Origin of the sequence: Muricoccus radiodurans (assembly GCF_050154705.1) — a bacterium.
GTDB lineage: Bacteria > Pseudomonadota > Alphaproteobacteria > Acetobacterales > Acetobacteraceae > Roseomonas > Roseomonas radiodurans.
The window spans coordinates 2,199,883-2,216,034 of record NZ_CP189561.1; the positions used below are offsets into that span (position 1 = coordinate 2,199,883).

The window sequence follows — 16,152 nt, forward strand, 5'->3', positions numbered from 1 at the left end:
GTGCTCCGGGCGGGATGTTAGTGGCGCATGGGCAGGACCCTGCTGGAGCTGGAGAGGCTGTGGCCGGGTGGTAGGGTCAGGTGGTGCAGCAGGACGACCTCTGGCGCCGGCGGTTGGTAGCGCAGCGAGGAGTGTGGGCGGACGGTGTTGTAGTGGCAGCGCCATTGCTCGATCAGAACCTTGGCCTCGGCCAGCGTATTGAACATCTCCCTGTTGAGCAGCTCGTCTCGCAGCTTGCCGTTGAAGCTCTCGACATACCCGTTCTCCCACGGGCTGCCGGGCTCGATGAATGCCGTCTTCGCGCCGACACCGTTGATCCAGCTCCTCACCGCGGTGGCGGCGAACTCGGGCCCATTGTCTGAACGAACATGGCCCGGCGTGCCGCGCAGGATGAACAGGTCGGACAGCACGTCGATGACGTCGGCAGCCCTAAGCTGACGCCCGACCCGGATCGCCAGGCACTCGCGGGTGAACTCATCCACCACGTTCAGCATGCGGAACTTTCGCCCATCCCGGGTGCGGTCCTCGACGAAGTCATAAGCCCAGACCTGGTTCGGCCTCTCGGGGCGCAGCCGGATGCAGGAGCCGTCATTCAGCCACAAGCGCCCGCGCTTGGGCTGCCGGGCTGGGACCTTCAGCCCCTCACGGCGCCAGATCCGCTCCACCCTCTTGTGGTTGCAGCCCCAACCCTCGGCCCGCAGCAGGGCCGTGATCCGTCGATACCCGTAGCGCCCGTACTGCCGCGCCAGGCCAGTGATGCTCGCCGTCAGCGCCGCCTCGTCATCTGCTGCGCGCGACACCTTGCGCTGGGTCGAGCGGTGCTGCCCCAGCACCGCACAGGCTCTCCGCTCGGACACGCCGAGCTGCTGCATCACATGCCCCACTGCCGCGCGACGACGGGCGGGGCTCAGTATTTTCCCGATGCCGCTTCTTTCAGGATCACCTTGTCCAAGGTCAGGTCCGACACCGCCTTCCGGAGCCGCGCATTCTCCCGCTCCAGCTCCTTGAGCCGCCTCACCTGGTCCAGCTTCAGGCCGCCGAACTCCGCGCGCCAGCGATAGTAGGTCTGGTCCGTCACCCCGATCGTCCGGACCGCCTCGGAAACCGTCTTGCCCTGGGCTGTCAGCACCTCAACCTGCCGCAGCTTCGCTACCATCTCCTCCGGCGTGTGCGTCCTCTTCCGACCCATTCCCCGCCTCCTCAGAACACCCGCCGGGTCACATGACCGGCGGACCGCTTCTACGGGGGACGGTCACGATTTGATGTTCGATTGCTTGACGAAGAGGTTAAGCAACTCAGTCACGAAAATCTTTCGCTGGAACTGGTGCTTTCGACAAACCTTGTTGCCTTGGTAAACATTCCGCGTCCGGTGCTGCGCTTATCTACGAAAGTTGCAGGCGAAGAGGGTTTCGAAATGAGCACGCTTGCATCATCGCTGCCTGTCGTCAGCAGATCCGACGCACTCTCGTTCCGAGCACCCCAGAGTGAACGCTTGGCAGATCTTTCGCTTCCGTTTACCTTGATTGTGGTTGTTCCGAACGACGGGCGCGAAGATGGTTTGCTGGATACGGTCTTTGGTATCCTACGATACACTATAAGTCCATTTCTGTGTATTTTACAGATTCATGATCACTGGTCCAGCGATCTCGTGAGCCAGTTGCGAGATCAATCATCTACCGATTCGAGATTTCAACTTTTGCCGTTCGGTTCCGTCTTACCGAATATTTCACCCATGGTGAAGGTTGTGGCAGGGAGCAGGCTGGGGGAGAGTTGGCTCCAAGACATGTACACTGGTGATCAGCCGACATCTGGCACTGCAGATTGAAATGGTATCTACTATGCCGATCGGGTTTCTTCAAGGAGTCCTTCTCGTTGGAAGCATATAAACAGATTAGGTGACCGGGCGCGGCAGTTTGACTTTGCCTGGGTATCGGTCAGGAAGTTTGGCGATCGGCTTGCGGGCCGCCTCTAGCCTTGACTGCAGTGGCCGAAGAAGCGACACTGGTTCTTGGTCCGAGTGTTTTATGACCTTCTCCGATCACCGAGGATCAGAGGTTTTTTGCGGAGATCGTCGAGAGCAGGTTCGGCGCAGAGATGTACGGCCACGCGCGGCGGCGTTGCGTACTGCGTCACTGCGGGGGATTGCAGCGCGATAGTAGAAGCAACGGCGGCCGAATGGGCGTTGGAATTTCCCGGCTTCTGCGGACAGCCTTGGGGCTCGTTTTCAAGGGTAGTTGAGGTGGGCTGCAGTTGGCCCTCTTCGGAGAGCGCGGCAGACATGTCGCTGAAGGCTGAGTAGAGGGGGAGCGAATTATACCGAACCTCTGGGTCAGGGAAGAGGGGCCTGCGGTCTTAGGCGTGAATCGGGATGCCATGTTGGGCGGTTAGGTCCTACTCGCGCCTCGCAAAGATGCTCTCGTATGTGGAACTGCCGCGGGCATGGCCGGCAAATACAACGCGTGAACTTCCCCCGCAGCATGGGTACCTGGGTAACGTGAGACCAGTGAAGGACTCATGGCGCTGGAATTAAGAGGCAGAAGCCTCACGAAATTGCAGCGGGGCTGCTTCAATTTGAGCTGTGGCTGGCTTAGTGTAAGGCGGCGATTGGGGTAGTGTGCACGGAGCTGGTCATCGGGGTAACTTACAACAACTTCTGGCGGAGCGAGTACCGAGATGGGAGAGCCGGACCAGGTAACGTGGCCGAAGTAGTTGCAACAAGAGAGCAGCCGGTTCACCAAGGTCATGGCAATTTTGACACTCCCCCCTTGCCGCCCCGGATTTCTGCCCTGCATCCCCGTTCAGAATACGAAGCCGTGATCCGTCACCATACATGTGCCCAGACGCCGGCGCGAAGGTTGGTCAGTCGTTCGAGCTAATCAGACCAGAAACTGCACCCCTTCCTCATGCTGCTGCCCGGACGACAGGTGGCCGCTGAGCAACACGCTCGTACCGCACGCGCATCGACGTCCTGTTTATTCAGCGCCGGCCCAGTCGACGAATGCCAGACTCGCAGTGTAAGTGTTACCAGTTCTTCGCTCCTCTTTCCGACTTCGAGCGATCACGATCCGTCACATGGATCCCGCTACCAATTCTGTTAGACCACAGGGCGTCAAGTAGCCGGTCACCGACTAATCCTTATGTGTGATGAAGCAGGTCGAACAATTTAGGTTATGGCCACACGGAAAGGAATGAATGGTGTCTTCGTATTCGGTGGCGCCGGTCAGTTCAATAGACGGACTCTCGGCCGCATCAAGTCGGATCTCGAAAGCGATTATTGAGGACCATCGACGATTCTTCGGTGGACAGAAGGTCTTCTCTTCTGTTGATAACCGTCGCTTGTTGGAACCTCTGATTGGCGCTCATATCAACGACGCAAGTTTGGCAGACCGATGGCGCGCGTACGACGAAAATTACCGCACCACCGCGCGGGTCTCCCGCTTCTGGATCACTGAAATTCCAGAAGCCACAGTGTTTCCGGGTTTCGGTATTGTTGCGGCCGGCAACACCATTTTGAAAGATACTGTTCGTAACGGCGACCAACTTCGTTCGATCTTTCCCGGTATATCTCCCGAGCATTCCCGCGCGCTGATGTCTTCACCGGCCAACCGAGTTGAGACGAATCTCTCATCGCCGACGCGCCGCATTCCTGGCAAAAGTTTCCATCTCGGCTTTGGAATGTTCGAGAATTACTACAACTGGATGCTCCGGTATGCTTCACGCATTGCGCTTTATCAAGCAATGGAACAGCCCTTGCGCCTCATTGTTCCCGAGCGGAAGAAGCGATATATTCCGGAGACGTTAGAATTTTTTGGAGTGCGGGAGGATGACGTTCACTTCTTAACAAGGCCAACGATCTTCGAAAGATTGGTCTTGGTGTCGCCGATAGCGTTAGGGCGGTATGAACTTTCTCCCCTAATGACCCAAACACTCCGCAGCCACCCCAGAGTCACGGGATTGTGGCGCCAACCAAAGAAGAAGATCTACATCCCACGCCGCAATGTAGAGATGCGCTCAATCACGAACTCTGCTGAGGTCGAAGCGCTCATGAAACGCCATGGCTTTCTGATCTTTGACAATGCGGAAAATCCTGTTTCCTCACAGGTAAGAGCGTTTCGGGACGCTTCGATTGTCGTGGGAGCGCACGGAGCCGGGCTTTCCAATATCGTATTCAGCGATCCGGAGACACAGGTTATTGAAATCGTGCCGGAAGGGTATGATCAGGGGGTAACCTCCTATCGCAGCCTTTCAGACCTTTTCGGCTTGCAATACACACAGCTTTTCGGAAAAGAAGTTGTTCTGGACCGCAAAGGTAATCGCTGCAACTCTGATATCGAAATTGATCTTGCGGAGTTATCTCAGGTTTTAAAGACGCTCGGTGCCATGGGCAGCTAACGGCGATGCTTCGACATGGCAATTTACGAAAGGCCCGCCGACGTATTGGGCACGAATTTGGGCGTGCGATGCGCTGATGGCAATTCACCGCATAATTTTTGAAGGTGTTGGTGATTGCGGGAGCGACCAATCGGGAGGCCCCAAGTTAAGGAGCGGGCGCGATAGAAAAGATCGAGAACTAGCCTGTACACCCCTGAGGATTTTTGTGTGGGATCGGCCGAGAAGTGGTCTGGCATATAGTCTTGCATGCTGTCGCGGTGCCTTGGGATCCATGAGTCAGGAACAATCATGACATTGAGCGTCCTTCCGGCCCGCAAGCGCGTCCTGGTGACGGGCGGCGCTGGATTTCTTGGCTCGCACCTGTGCGAACGCCTGCTGGCCGGGGGCGCCGAGGTGCTCTGCGCGGACAACTACTTCACGGGGCGCCGGTCCAACATCGCGCCGCTGCTCGGCCATCCCCGCTTCGAGGCGATGCGCCACGACGTCACCTTCCCGCTCTACGTGGAGGTGGACGAGATCTACAACCTCGCCTGCCCCGCCTCCCCCGTGCACTACCAGTTCGACCCCGTGCAGACAATCAAGACGAGCGTCATCGGCGCGGTGAACACGCTCGGCCTGGCCAAGCGCACGAAGGCCAAGATCTTCCAGGCCTCCACCTCCGAGGTCTATGGCGACCCCGAGACCCACCCGCAGGTCGAGACCTACCGCGGCAGCGTCAACCCGATCGGCCCCCGCGCCTGCTACGACGAGGGCAAGCGCGCGGCCGAGACGCTCTTCTTCGACTACCACCGCCAGCACCGCGTGCGGATCAAGGTCGCCCGCATCTTCAACACCTACGGGCCCCGCATGCTGCCCAACGACGGCCGCGTGGTGTCCAACTTCATCGTCCAGGCCCTGACCGGCCAGCCCATCACCATCTACGGCGACGGCGGCCAGACCCGCTCCTTCTGCTACGTCGACGACCTCATCGAGGGCTTCGTGCGCCTGATGGACGCCCCCGATGCCGTCACCGGCCCGGTCAACCTCGGCAACCCCCACGAGATCACCGTCGCCGAACTCGCCCGCCACATCCTCGACATCACCGGCAGCCGGTCCGAGCTGATCCGCCGCCCCCTCCCCGCCGACGACCCCATGCAGCGCTGCCCCGACATCACCCAGGCCCGCACCGCCCTGAACTGGGAACCCCGCGTCCCCCTCCGCGAAGGCCTCACCCGCACCATCGCGTACTTCGACCACCTGCTCTCGTCGAGAATCACCCCCGAAGGGAATGGCACACAGCTAGTCGTAGAGAAGTGAGGGATCGAGATTGGTGGCGAGCGCAGCGCTTACGACCTCACGCGCGTACGAGCAGGATTAACTAAATGACCATTGTCATCCTACCCGCGACAAGACCAACCTGGATAATGTCTGTGCCTTTGGAGATTTCGACGCGCGACAGTGGCCGCGACCAGTTACCAACTCTCACAGATCTGGAAGAGTTTGATCAGTCGTCATCGTCGCAGCCTCAATAAGACGGCCAGGTCGCCTCTGAAGAAGTTGTCCGAACGTAGCTCGGCCTGAGATCCCGCATCTCCGGTGTCCGAATTTCGGCTGACTGCCCATCCATTGGCCGCATAAAAATTGTCAAGTGGTCGAAGTCGTCCTTGGCGCCGGCGTATGCACGGCAGCACCAGGCATGCGCCTCATCCATATTTCCCATCAGCTTCCAGCAGAATCGACGAGCACATGCTCATACCGAGCTAGTTTGCAACCGAGGAGGACGCTATCACTGACCAGATTGTTTCCAAACGATGATCGATTCGCCCACTGCCAATCGTTTGACTGCGTGTTCAAAACGTGAGAGCTTTTTTCGGGCGACCAAGACGCGCACCGACCTGTAGGTGGGCAGGTCAAGTCGGTCGCCTGTCTGCGGAATGTCAAGCGAGACATTTCGGAACGGCTCAATCGTCGCCGCGCCAATTCCGAACATGGCTACACCCACGATGTTCAGTGCCCTCGCGTGTTTATCTACTAACTGAAGGTAATCTGAAATACGAGGCTTGAATTGGATCGCCTTGTTCTGAAAAGTTGGTGAATACAGTCCACGAGACCAGAGTGCGTCGTCCGTATCGAAGCAGAGATGCTGGATCAGGGTGAAATCCCGCGCTGCGCGGACGATGTTGATCCAACCCTGTTCGAAGGCTCCGCCTCCGCCCAGCTCCGGCAGGACATCCATAGCAAAACTAGCGTTTGCTACACTTCTCTCCTGAAAATCTAGGAGGTTTTCCGTTCGGACCGCGTAACCTTTTGCGGCGCAAGTGGCTATAGCGTCAGGCGACCGGTCAATCCCAATCCCTGGCCCACCCATGACCTCCTCGGCAAAACTCAACGACCGGCCGCTGCCGCATCCAAAATCGACGAACAACGGCGATTCCGTGCCGAGACCAACAGCTACGTCGTGATTCGGCAATGTACCAGACGATTCGCTAGCCATTCTGCCTCCGTGCATGCGCAGAATCACCGTTCTAAAAACCGCAGTCCAGCAAAGGGTCTTTCATCCTCAAAAAATCTATGCTGTTTCAACATGATCAGCAATGCCCGTTCGCGCAACAACATTTCGTTGCGACATCGATGGAAGGCCGAGAGGCGCTGGGCATTGGCGCGAACAGCCAACGAGATCCTCGACGAAGTAGACTCTTATGATCTGTGGCCTGCCCGCAGGAAGGGACGGGTGAATGCGGGCTCAAGGCTCTGCTTCAGGAGCACCGGATCAGCAGATTCACCGTAGGTGGCAGGCCGAAGAAAGGACGGCTCCAGAAGAAGGTGCCCTGGGTCGCCGCCCTGCCCTCGACCCGAGCGCGTAGGTGTGTGGTCCGACCCCCATCTGAGTCCGGAAGGCATAGACGAAGGCGGAGGTGGAGCTGTACCCGAGCTCCATCGCCGTCTGGGTCACACCCAAACCACCGCCCAGCATCTCGATGGCCTTGAACAGCCGCAGGCGCCGCCGCCAGGAGCGGAGGCTCATGCCCAGCTCCGCCTCGAAGCGTCGGGCCAATGTCCGCCCGGACATGGCGAGGTCTAGCCCCCACTCCTCGGGTCCACGCGGATCAGCTGGGTCCGAGTAGAGAGCCTCACAGATCGTGCTCAGAGGTTCGCCACGTGGCCAGGGGAGCGCGCCCGAGAGGGGCTTGGCGCGCCGGAGTTGGTCGAGGATCAGGCCGGTGACGCGACCCGCGTAGCCATCGGGATCGTCCTGTCCGTCCAGTGCGGCGGCCTCGACGATCAGCGCCTGCAGCAACGGCGAGACCGCAAAGACCGTCGGGCTCTCCGGTAGGCCAGCCCCTGCATTATCGGCGATCCAGAGGCTGCGGAACTCCGCCCCGAGCAGCGATCCGACCCTGTGCCGCAGGCCGGTCGGCAGCCACACGGCCTGCTCCGGCGAGATGACGAAGGAGCGCCCCTCGACCCCCACCGTCAACACCCCAGAGATCGCGTGGACCAACTGACCCCAACCATGCGTGTGGTCGGGAAAGTGGTGGCGCGCCGGGATGGACTGCGCCCGCACCGTCATCGGCCTCGGAGCCGCGACGTCGTGGGGAGCCGCGATGGTCTCCCAGTGCATGCGGTCACCACTCTGGTTGTCGGATATTCTACATAGATTGTCGAGTAAGCGAAATACAGACAGGACGCGATCTATTATTCCTACTCGGGACGGCGGACTGAGCCGCCTTCTGGCCGCAGTGAATGGACCTCTGCCCATTCACCTCGCCGGCCGCATCCCAGGATGAGGAACGAACATGGCCCGCCTCGACTGCCGCGGCCTGCCACTCTCGACCACCTCCGACCGGGCCGCCGAGCGCTATCGGGAGGGCGTTGACCTCCTACTCTCCACATGGCCGGGCGCGGCCGAGGTGCTGGAGGAGACCATCGCGACCGATCCCGACTTCGCGCTCGCCCATGCCGCGCGCGCCCGCCTGCACGCGATGCGCTCCGAGGCCGCGCAGGCCAAGGTCCGGATCGCCACGGCGGCGGAGATCGTCGCCCGGCGCGGCACCGATCGCGAGCGGAGCCACGTGGGGGTCCTCTCCCTCGCGATCCACGGCCGATCGGCCCAGGCGCTGGAGCGGGCGCTGGCACATGCCGACGCGTGGCCGCGCGACATCATGGTCCTCGGACTTCCGCTGGGTGCCTTCGGCCTCTTCGCCTTCTCCGGGCGGGCGGACCATGACCAGGCGCGTGTGGATCTTTGCGAGCGCCACGCCGGCCACTTCGCCGCGGATGACTGGTGGTTCCTGACCTACCGGGGCTGGTCGCACGCCGAGAACGGCAACGTGGGCTACGGCCGCGACCTCGCCCAGCGCGGCTTCGACCTGCGCCGGAACAACGCCAACGCCGCACACGCCCTGTCCCATGCCATGTACGAGAGTGGCGCGAATGACGAGGCGGACAAGCTGATCCACGCCTGGCTGCCGAGCTATGACCGATCCGGCATCCTGCACGGCCACATCGCCTGGCATGCTGCCCTGGCAGCACTGGAGCACGGCGACGCGGAGCGGGCCCTCGCGATCTACGGCGAGCACGTCCAGCCCTGCGTCTCGACGGGCAACGCCGTGAATGTCGTCAGCGACAGCGCGTCCTTCCTGTGGCGGCTGCAGGCTTATGGGCACAAGGTGCCGGAGGGGCTATGGCAGGCGGCGGCAACCTATGCCGCACCGGCTTTCCCGCAAGCGGGTTTTCCCTTCGCCGATGTCCATATGGCACTCCTGGGCGCCGCGGCCGGCGACAAGGCCGGCGTCGAACGGCGTGTCGCCGCCCTGGCGGAGATGATTGAGGCCGGAACCCTGCCTGCAGGGCGGGTCGTGCCCGCGGTCTGCCGCGCCGCTCTCGCCTTTGCCGAGGAGAACTACGCGGGTTGCGCGCGCATCCTGGGGCCGATCGCGGCCGAGGTGGTGCGCATCGGCGGCAGCGGTGCCCAGCGCGAGATCGTGGAGGACATGCTGCTCCTCGCCCTGATGCGGGGCGGGGAAGCGCGTGAGGCCGGCGCGCTGCTGGACCGCCGCCTGCACCGCCGCCCCTCGCCGCGCGACACGCGGTGGCAGGGTCTGCTCGCCGCCTGAGGTCGACATGTCGCACGCGAACGCCTCACCCCTGGCCGGGACCTCGCCCGCCTTCTCCTACGTACACGAGAGGAGCAACATCTGGCGGCTGACCATCGCGCAGGCACTGGCCGGAGCCAACTCGGTGGTGGTCTACGCCACGGGTGCGGTGGTCGGCAGCACCCTCGCGCCCAGCCCCACCCTGGCGACCTTGCCGATCTCGATCTTCGTGGTGGGCATGGCCGCCTGCACCCTACCGTCGGGCATGATCGCCCAGCGCCATGGCCGCCGCGCCGCCTTCCTGACGGGAACCGGCTGCGGCGTGCTCGCCGGTCTGCTCGCCGCCCAGGCGGTTGTGCTGGGCTCCTTCTGGCTGTTCTGCGCAGCAACCTTCTTCGGCGGTGCCTACGCCGCCGTCGTCCTCTCCTTCCGCTTCGCCGCCGCCGAGTGCGCGCCGAAGGAGCGTCGCCCGCGGGCGCTGTCCGCCGTGATGGCGGGCGGGGTGTTCGCCGGCGTCATCGGCCCGCAGCTCGTCACCCACACCATGTACCTCTCGCTGCCCTATCTCTTCGCCGCGACGTTCCTCGCCCAGGCGGCTGTGGCCGCGCTCTCTGCCCTCATCCTGCTCGGCGTCCGGCTGCCGAGCCCCACGGCGGCGGAGGTCGCCGGTGGCAGGCCGCTTGGGGTCATCGCGCGCCAGCCACGCTTCATCGCCGCCGTGATCTGCGGGGTGGTCTCCTATCTTCTGATGAACTTCCTCATGACGGCCGCGCCCCTCGCGATGCGGATGTGTGGCCTGTCGCAGGAGTCCTCGAACCTCGGCCTGCAATGGCACGTCATCGCCATGTACGCCCCGAGCTTCTTCACCGGACGGCTGATGACCCGCTTCGGTGCGCCCAGGGTGGTAATGGCCGGACTGGCCCTGACTGCCGCCTCGGCCGCGGTCGGGCTGACGGGCATGGATGTCGCGCACTTCTGGGGAACCCTGATCCTGCTCGGCGTTGGCTGGAATTTCGGCTTCGTGGGCGCCTCAGCCCTTGTACTGGAGTGTCACCGGCCGGAGGAGCGGACCCGGGTACAGTCCTTGAATGACTTCGCCGTGTTCGGGACCATGACTTTCGGATCGTTTCTCTCCGGTGGCCTCCTCTCAGCCTATGGGTGGGACACGATCCTCTGGCTGTCCTTCGCCCCGCTGTCGGCGGCCATCTTCGTCCTCGCGAGCACAGTCACCGGGCGCCCATCGCAAATAGCGGGCTAGGCTCAGCGAAGCGCCACTCGGGCCGATCTTCGGTGTGCCGCACACAACGGCTCTCATCGCGAGACGTCCACGTCAGAGCATCATCTCACCTCGCGAAGTCGGCAGTGATGGGCATTGAGCGGCCCTGGCAGGGCCGAGCCCAGATCAGCAGGCTCCCTTCCGAGGGAAATCTTCCTGAATGCCGCCGTTACGGGCCTAGCCTTCCTGGGCTGCTCCCCGCCTAAGGCAGCGGTCGTCCCCGTGGGAACGTGGCCTATTGCACCGCAACTCCCCCCTCGACGTGCCGTTGCCATGTCGGCGTCCCCGACGAATGCAGGTCAGCTTTCACGTATCGCCAGGCCGGACCGAGACACGAGAGGATCCATCGTGGCTGCCATCTCCACACCAGGATTCGCCAGGCCGCTTCATCCCCTGCACGCGATCCTGCTCGCTTTCCCCTTCCCGCTGTTCCTGGGTGCGCTGATCAGCGACTACGCTTACAGGTCAAGCTTTCAGGTACAGTGGGCGAATTTCTCGTCCTGGCTCATCGCCGGTGGGCTGTTCGTCGGCGGATTTGCCCTGCTCTGGGCCCTGATCCACCTGTTCCGGAGCGGACCGGCACGGAGGGGGCGCGCGGCGATCTACTTCCTCGTGCTGCTCGGAGCCTGGGTGGTCGGCTTCGTCAACGCTCTTGTCCACTCGAAGGACGCCTTCGCGATCATGCCGGAGGCGCTCGTCCTGTCGGCGATCGCGACAGTCCTCGCGTTCGTCGCGGCCTGGATGGGCTATTCCGGTTTTCATTCCAAGGAGGTGGTGTGATGCGCGCGCTCTTGCTGATCGGTACCGCCGCGCTTGCCCTCTCCGCCTGCGATGGTGAGCCCAACCCGCAGCAGCACGGCGCCAACCCGAACCTTCCGGCGCCGCATCGCGGCCTGCTGCCGGACATGACGATTCCCCGGCCGGCCGCCTGGGGCAATGATCGTCCGACGGTGCCGCAGGGCTACACGATCCAGGCCATCGCCACGGATCTCAGGATCCCCCGACAGACGCTTGTCCTTCCCAATGGCGACATCCTGGTCACGGAAGGTACGGGCGGCCAGGGCGCACCCCGGCTCAACCCCAAGGCCTTCATCGCGAATGTCATCAAGAGCTGGGGCAGGACGTCAGTGCCGGGCGGCAACCGGCTGACCCTGCTGCGCGACGCCGATGGCGACGGCACCTACGAGACGCGCCGGGTCTTCGCGGAGAACCTGAACGGCCCCTATGGCCTCGCCCTGATCAACGGTGTCCTTTACGTCGCCAACCAGGATGCGCTGGTGCGCTTCGACTATCGGGACGGGCAGACCGAGGCGAGCGGGCCGCCGGTGCTGGTAACGAACCTGCCCTCGGCGATCAATCACCACTGGACGAAGTCGATGACCGCAAGCCCCGATGGGCGGTTCCTCTATATCGGCATCGGGTCGAACAGCAACATCACCGAGCGCGGCATGGAGGCAGAGGTCGACCGGGCCATGGTATGGCAGATCGACCCGCAGACGGGGGCGCACAGGTCCTACGCGACCGGCCTGCGCAACCCCACGGCGCTCACGATCCAGCCGGGAACGGGCCAGCTCTGGGCGGTGGTGAACGAGCGGGACGAGATCGGCCCCAATCTGGTCCCGGATTACCTGACATCGGTGCGCGAGGGCGGCTTCTATGGCTGGCCGTACAGCTACTGGGGCCAGAACGTCGACACTCGCGCGCAGCCGCAGAATCCCGAGCGCGTCGCCGCCGCCATCCGCCCCGACTACGCCCTGGGCGCGCATGTGGCAGCGCTCGGCGTCTCCTTCTCCACCCCCGCCATGGGCGCGGCCTTCGCCGATGGGGCATTCGTCGGCCAGCATGGCAGCTGGAACCGGAACCAGCCCGTCGGCTACAGGGTGGTCTTCGTGCCGTTTCGTGACGGCCGGCCCGCCGGAGACCCGGTCGACTTCGTCTCCGGCTTCCTGAACGAAGCGGGGAACGCGCGCGGCCGACCGGTCGGGGTCACGGTGGACCCGCGCGGCGCCTTGATCGTCGCCGACGACCTATCGAACACCGTCTGGAGGATCACGGCGAACCGGTGACGTTCCAGCGCGGAGGAACGATCGAACAGCAGAGAGCGTCGGGAAGTCGTTCTCCGGTTCGGTCACCTCCCCGTATCGATGCTGACGACGACGGACATCCCGGGCGCTAGCTGACCGGCCAGGGGTTGGTTCGGGTCAATGGTGATGCGGATCGGCAGACGCTGGGCCACCTTGGTAAAGTTACCAGTGGCGTTGTCGGCGCGAATGACACTGAACTCAGAGCCGGTTGCGGGCGAGAAGCGCTCCACCCGGCCTGTCAGCGAAGCCCCTTGCAGCGCATCGACACGAAAGACCACCGGCAGGCCGACCCGCATACCGACCAGTTGCGTCTCCTTGTAGTTGGCGACGACCCAGCGACTGTCCGGGACCACGGTGGTGATCTGGGTGCCGGCGGTGACGTATTGCCCGACCCGGGCCCCGACCTCCCCCAGCCGACCATCGCGCGGCGCGGTGATGCGGGTGTTCTGCACGTCGATCTCCGCCAGTTGCACCAGGGCCTCGGCGTTGCGCACCGCGGCCTCCAGGCCGGCACGGGTCGCAAGCGTCTCGGCCAGGGTCTGTTGGGCCACCAATTCCGAAGCGTGGGCCTGTGCGACCGTCGCCTCTGCCTGACGTTCGGCGGCCCGCACCGTGTCGCCCTGAGCCCGAGACTGGATATTGGCCTCGAGCAAGGGCGTGATGCGGCGCAGGTCGGCCTGCGCCTTGGCCAACCCCGCCTCGGCATTCTCCAACTGCGCTCTGGTCACTGCGATATTCGCCTCACGGGTCCGGCGCTGCACCTCCAGGTTGGCCAGCGATGCCTCGGCGGCAGAGAGCTGGGACCGCGCCTGAGCGAGGCGTTGCTGGAAAATGCGGTCGTCGATCCGCGCCAGCAGGTCGCCGGCCTTCACGTCGGCGTAGTCCTGAACGGGGATTTCCACGAGGTAGCCCGCGACCTGCGGGCTAACGACCGTCACCAGTCCTCGGACGTACGCATCGTCGGTGGTCTGCACCGAGGAGGTGAAGGGCGGTAGACGCCAGGCGTAGAGCACCAGGAGAACGCCCGCGACGCCCACGAGCAGGGCCGGGACGGTGGCGCGGGAGCCGGGGAGCTTGGCCAAGGGCATCCAATCCTGCGTCGTGGTTCAGGCGGCCTGAGCGCGGGCGGCAGCGCGGCGGCGAAGTGCCTTCAGGAATTCGTGGACCAGAAGTCCGACCAGGCAGAAGGCCGCGACGACCGAGACCACGAGGAACAGGTCATTATAGGCGAGGACATAGGCTTCCCGCGTCGCGACTTGCCCAAGCAAGGTGGCGCCTTCGGCATTGCGCCGCGTGGCATCGCCGAGCACGCGGGCGTAGGTGGCGCCGTATTGCCCGATGCGCTGTGCGACAATCGGGTCGGACAGGGTCAGGTTCTCGACGATCTGACTGGAGTGGAACTTCTCGCGCACCGTCACCAGCGATCCGAGGGCAGCAGAGCCTAGCAGGCCGCCGAGGTTCTGGGAGGCGAGGAACACCGCGAAGAAGCTCGTGACGTACTGCGGCCCGGCCCGCAGCGTGTGACCGAAGCTCCAGGTCAGGGCCGCCGGAAGGAAGGCCGCGCCGCCGAACGCCACCAACGCCTGCGAGAGATAAACATCCTGCGGGCGCGTCAGGCTCGTGCCATGGCTCTCCAGCCAAGCGCCCACGGCGATCAGCAGCAACGCCGTCGCGTGGATCGCCGCCACGTTCTCCGGCCGGTTCACGAAGGCGACGAGCAGGAAGGCCCCGATCGTCGCGGCCAGGATGACCCAGAACAGCCCGGCCATATGCTCATTCAGCAGGCCGAGGTTCTGGAAGAAGCCGATCGCGCCCGTCGTCTGCTCCGAAAGAATAAAGCGAGCGAAGAAGCTCGACCCGCCGAACAGGATCATGTCCGCGGAGGACAGCCAGTGCAGGTTGATCAGCGGTTGCGCCCGGTTGAGTTCGATCGCGACCAGCAGCCCCAGGCAGGCGATGCTGCCGGCCAGATAGAGTCCGAGCCAGGGCGCCTCGAGCCACCAGTAGAGGCGCCCGAGGCTCAGCACGACGCTCAGCAGCCCGAGGCCGACAATCACCAGCGGCAGGCTGATAGCGTCCACCCGGTCGAAGATCTTCGCCCGCGGCGGCGGGGTCAGCGGCAGCAGGAAGACGATCGCCAGGCAGACCAGGGACAGCCCCAGTTCCAGCAGGTTCAGCCCGTGCCACAGGCCCAGTTCCAGCAGGTGCGGCGAGACCAGCCGCGCCAGCGGCACGGCAGCCTGCGCGCCCATCAGCCCCAGGGCGACGCCGATGGTCAGCTTGTGCTGCGGCGGCAGGACCTCGAGCATGTAGAGGAAGGCGAGCGTACCGAGCGGCGCCGCAGCAAAGCCTGCGACGGCGCGAACCATGACGGCCGCGCGCAGGTCATTTGCCGCGAAATGGGCCACCGACACGACCGCGAAGAGGATGAGGCCGAGTTGCGCGAAGAGCCGCAGGCCGAACTGCGTGCGAAACTTGTAGAGAAGCAGGCTCGCCGTGATGCTGGTCGACGCGTAGGCGGCCGTCAGCCAGGCCGCCTCGTTCGCCGTGGCGCCGAACGTGGCCTGCACGGCCTGGATGTTTGCGGCCACGAGATTGGTGCCCAGGCCCTGGGTGAGGCCGATCGTCCAGGACGCCAGGGCGTAGAGAACGACGCGGTGGAAGGGGATAGGGGGCGCCGGGGCAGGCGCGGGCGTCGCCTCGGCCGTGGACGCTGCTCCGCTCACGCGCTCTGGTCCTTCGTCCCAGCGGCGTCAGAGCCCACGTCGAGGCCGTCGGCAACGGTGTTCAGTACCCTGAGTGCCGTCCGGAGGTCATCAGGGGAGAGCCCTCCAAGGACACGGTCCCGCAGGCGAGCAAAGATCGCGTTGACGGCCCTCACCACCGGCTCAGCCTCGGCGGTGAGTACGATCCGGTTCGCGCGCTTGCCGGGCTCAGGGTTCCGTCGGATGAGCCCTTGGTGCTCCAGCCCGTCCAGGAGGCGGACGAGGGTCGGATGTTCAATCATCAGCTGAGTCGCGAGGTCCCGCTGCAACACGCCATCCCGCTCGGTCGAGAGGAGGATGAGCACACGGGCACGGCCCAGCGTCTGGCCACTGCCCTTCAGCTCTGCATCGAAGCGTGTGCGCCATTTCAGGGAGACCCTGCGGAGGGACGTGACGAAGTCTCCGTTCAGGGCGGACTGCGAAGCGGACATTGGCCAGTGGTGTTAGCATGCTAACGGTGTGATGCGAAATGGGCGACATGACAGCCCGCGCGGCGCGTCTGGTCGTGAGGAGGTGGGCGCGGCAGCGCTCTCAACCGAGTAGGGGATTGTTCGAGGGGG

Annotated in this window: 13 protein-coding genes; 7 read left to right on the forward strand and 6 right to left on the reverse strand. The window is 63.8% G+C overall.

All coding sequences use genetic code 11. The features are described 5' to 3' along the window. Positions 1–17 precede the first annotated feature (17 nt). Positions 18–1,189 (reverse strand): IS3 family transposase gene (locus ACP6CK_RS10865; protein ID WP_426958907.1). Its coding sequence is split into 2 segments (ribosomal slippage): positions 18–922 and positions 922–1,189, totalling 1,173 coding nucleotides; the frame shifts between segments, so codons are not numbered across the junction. An 81-nt stretch (positions 1,190–1,270) separates the two neighbouring features. Here ACP6CK_RS10865 and ACP6CK_RS10870 point away from each other — a divergent pair. The 3 genes from ACP6CK_RS10870 (at position 1,271) to ACP6CK_RS10880 (ending at position 5,688) form a co-directional block, all read left to right on the forward strand. Further along, the gene (locus ACP6CK_RS10870; RefSeq protein ID WP_426958908.1) at positions 1,271–1,825 is read left to right on the forward strand and encodes a hypothetical protein; all 555 of its coding nucleotides are present in this window, start codon (positions 1,271–1,273) and stop codon (positions 1,823–1,825) included. Positions 1,826–3,192: 1,367 nt separating this feature from the next. Next, on the forward strand, positions 3,193–4,392 hold the full coding sequence (locus tag ACP6CK_RS10875; RefSeq protein ID WP_426958909.1) for a glycosyltransferase family 61 protein: 1,200 nt from the start codon (positions 3,193–3,195) through the stop codon (positions 4,390–4,392). A 288-nt stretch (positions 4,393–4,680) separates the two neighbouring features. Next, positions 4,681–5,688: a UDP-glucuronic acid decarboxylase family protein gene (locus tag ACP6CK_RS10880; RefSeq protein WP_426958910.1), complete on the forward strand. Its 1,008-nt coding sequence runs from the start codon at positions 4,681–4,683 to the stop codon at positions 5,686–5,688. A gap of 469 nt (positions 5,689–6,157) precedes the next feature. Here the strand turns inward: ACP6CK_RS10880 and ACP6CK_RS10885 are convergent, their stop codons facing one another. Next, a complete protein-coding gene (locus tag ACP6CK_RS10885) occupies positions 6,158–6,865 on the reverse strand; it encodes a methionine biosynthesis protein MetW (protein WP_426958911.1) in 708 nt (235 codons plus the stop codon). Between the two features lie 285 nt (positions 6,866–7,150). After that, positions 7,151–7,993, reverse strand: a complete 843-nt coding sequence (locus ACP6CK_RS10890; protein WP_426958912.1) for an AraC family transcriptional regulator — start codon at positions 7,991–7,993, stop codon at positions 7,151–7,153. 175 nt (positions 7,994–8,168) lie between these two features. Between ACP6CK_RS10890 and ACP6CK_RS10895 the strand changes: the two genes are divergently transcribed. From ACP6CK_RS10895 to ACP6CK_RS10910, 4 genes are all read left to right on the forward strand, one after another. Then, positions 8,169–9,488 carry a tetratricopeptide repeat protein gene (locus ACP6CK_RS10895; RefSeq protein WP_426958913.1) on the forward strand — a complete coding sequence of 440 codons (1,320 nt, stop codon included), beginning with the start codon at positions 8,169–8,171 and terminating at the stop codon, positions 9,486–9,488. A 7-nt stretch (positions 9,489–9,495) separates the two neighbouring features. Beyond that, positions 9,496–10,725: an MFS transporter gene (locus tag ACP6CK_RS10900; RefSeq protein ID WP_426958914.1), complete on the forward strand. Its 1,230-nt coding sequence runs from the start codon at positions 9,496–9,498 to the stop codon at positions 10,723–10,725. Between the two features lie 366 nt (positions 10,726–11,091). Further along, on the forward strand, positions 11,092–11,523 hold the full coding sequence (locus tag ACP6CK_RS10905) for a DUF2231 domain-containing protein (protein WP_426958915.1): 432 nt from the start codon (positions 11,092–11,094) through the stop codon (positions 11,521–11,523). Then, positions 11,523–12,809: a PQQ-dependent sugar dehydrogenase gene (locus ACP6CK_RS10910; protein ID WP_426958916.1), complete on the forward strand. Its 1,287-nt coding sequence runs from the start codon at positions 11,523–11,525 to the stop codon at positions 12,807–12,809. Before ACP6CK_RS10905 ends, ACP6CK_RS10910 begins: the two co-directional genes overlap by 1 nt. A 62-nt stretch (positions 12,810–12,871) precedes the next feature. Here the strand turns inward: ACP6CK_RS10910 and ACP6CK_RS10915 are convergent, their stop codons facing one another. From ACP6CK_RS10915 to ACP6CK_RS10925, 3 genes are read right to left on the reverse strand one after another with little or no spacing between them, the layout of a single operon-like run. Continuing rightward, positions 12,872–13,909, reverse strand: a complete 1,038-nt coding sequence (locus tag ACP6CK_RS10915) for an HlyD family secretion protein (protein WP_426958917.1) — start codon at positions 13,907–13,909, stop codon at positions 12,872–12,874. Between the two features lie 24 nt (positions 13,910–13,933). Beyond that, positions 13,934–15,553, reverse strand: a complete 1,620-nt coding sequence (locus ACP6CK_RS10920; protein WP_426958918.1) for an MFS transporter — start codon at positions 15,551–15,553, stop codon at positions 13,934–13,936. After that, on the reverse strand, positions 15,550–15,897 hold the full coding sequence (locus ACP6CK_RS10925) for a MarR family transcriptional regulator (RefSeq protein ID WP_426958919.1): 348 nt from the start codon (positions 15,895–15,897) through the stop codon (positions 15,550–15,552). Before ACP6CK_RS10925 ends, ACP6CK_RS10920 begins: the two co-directional genes overlap by 4 nt. Between the last annotated feature and the right edge of the window lie 255 nt (positions 15,898–16,152).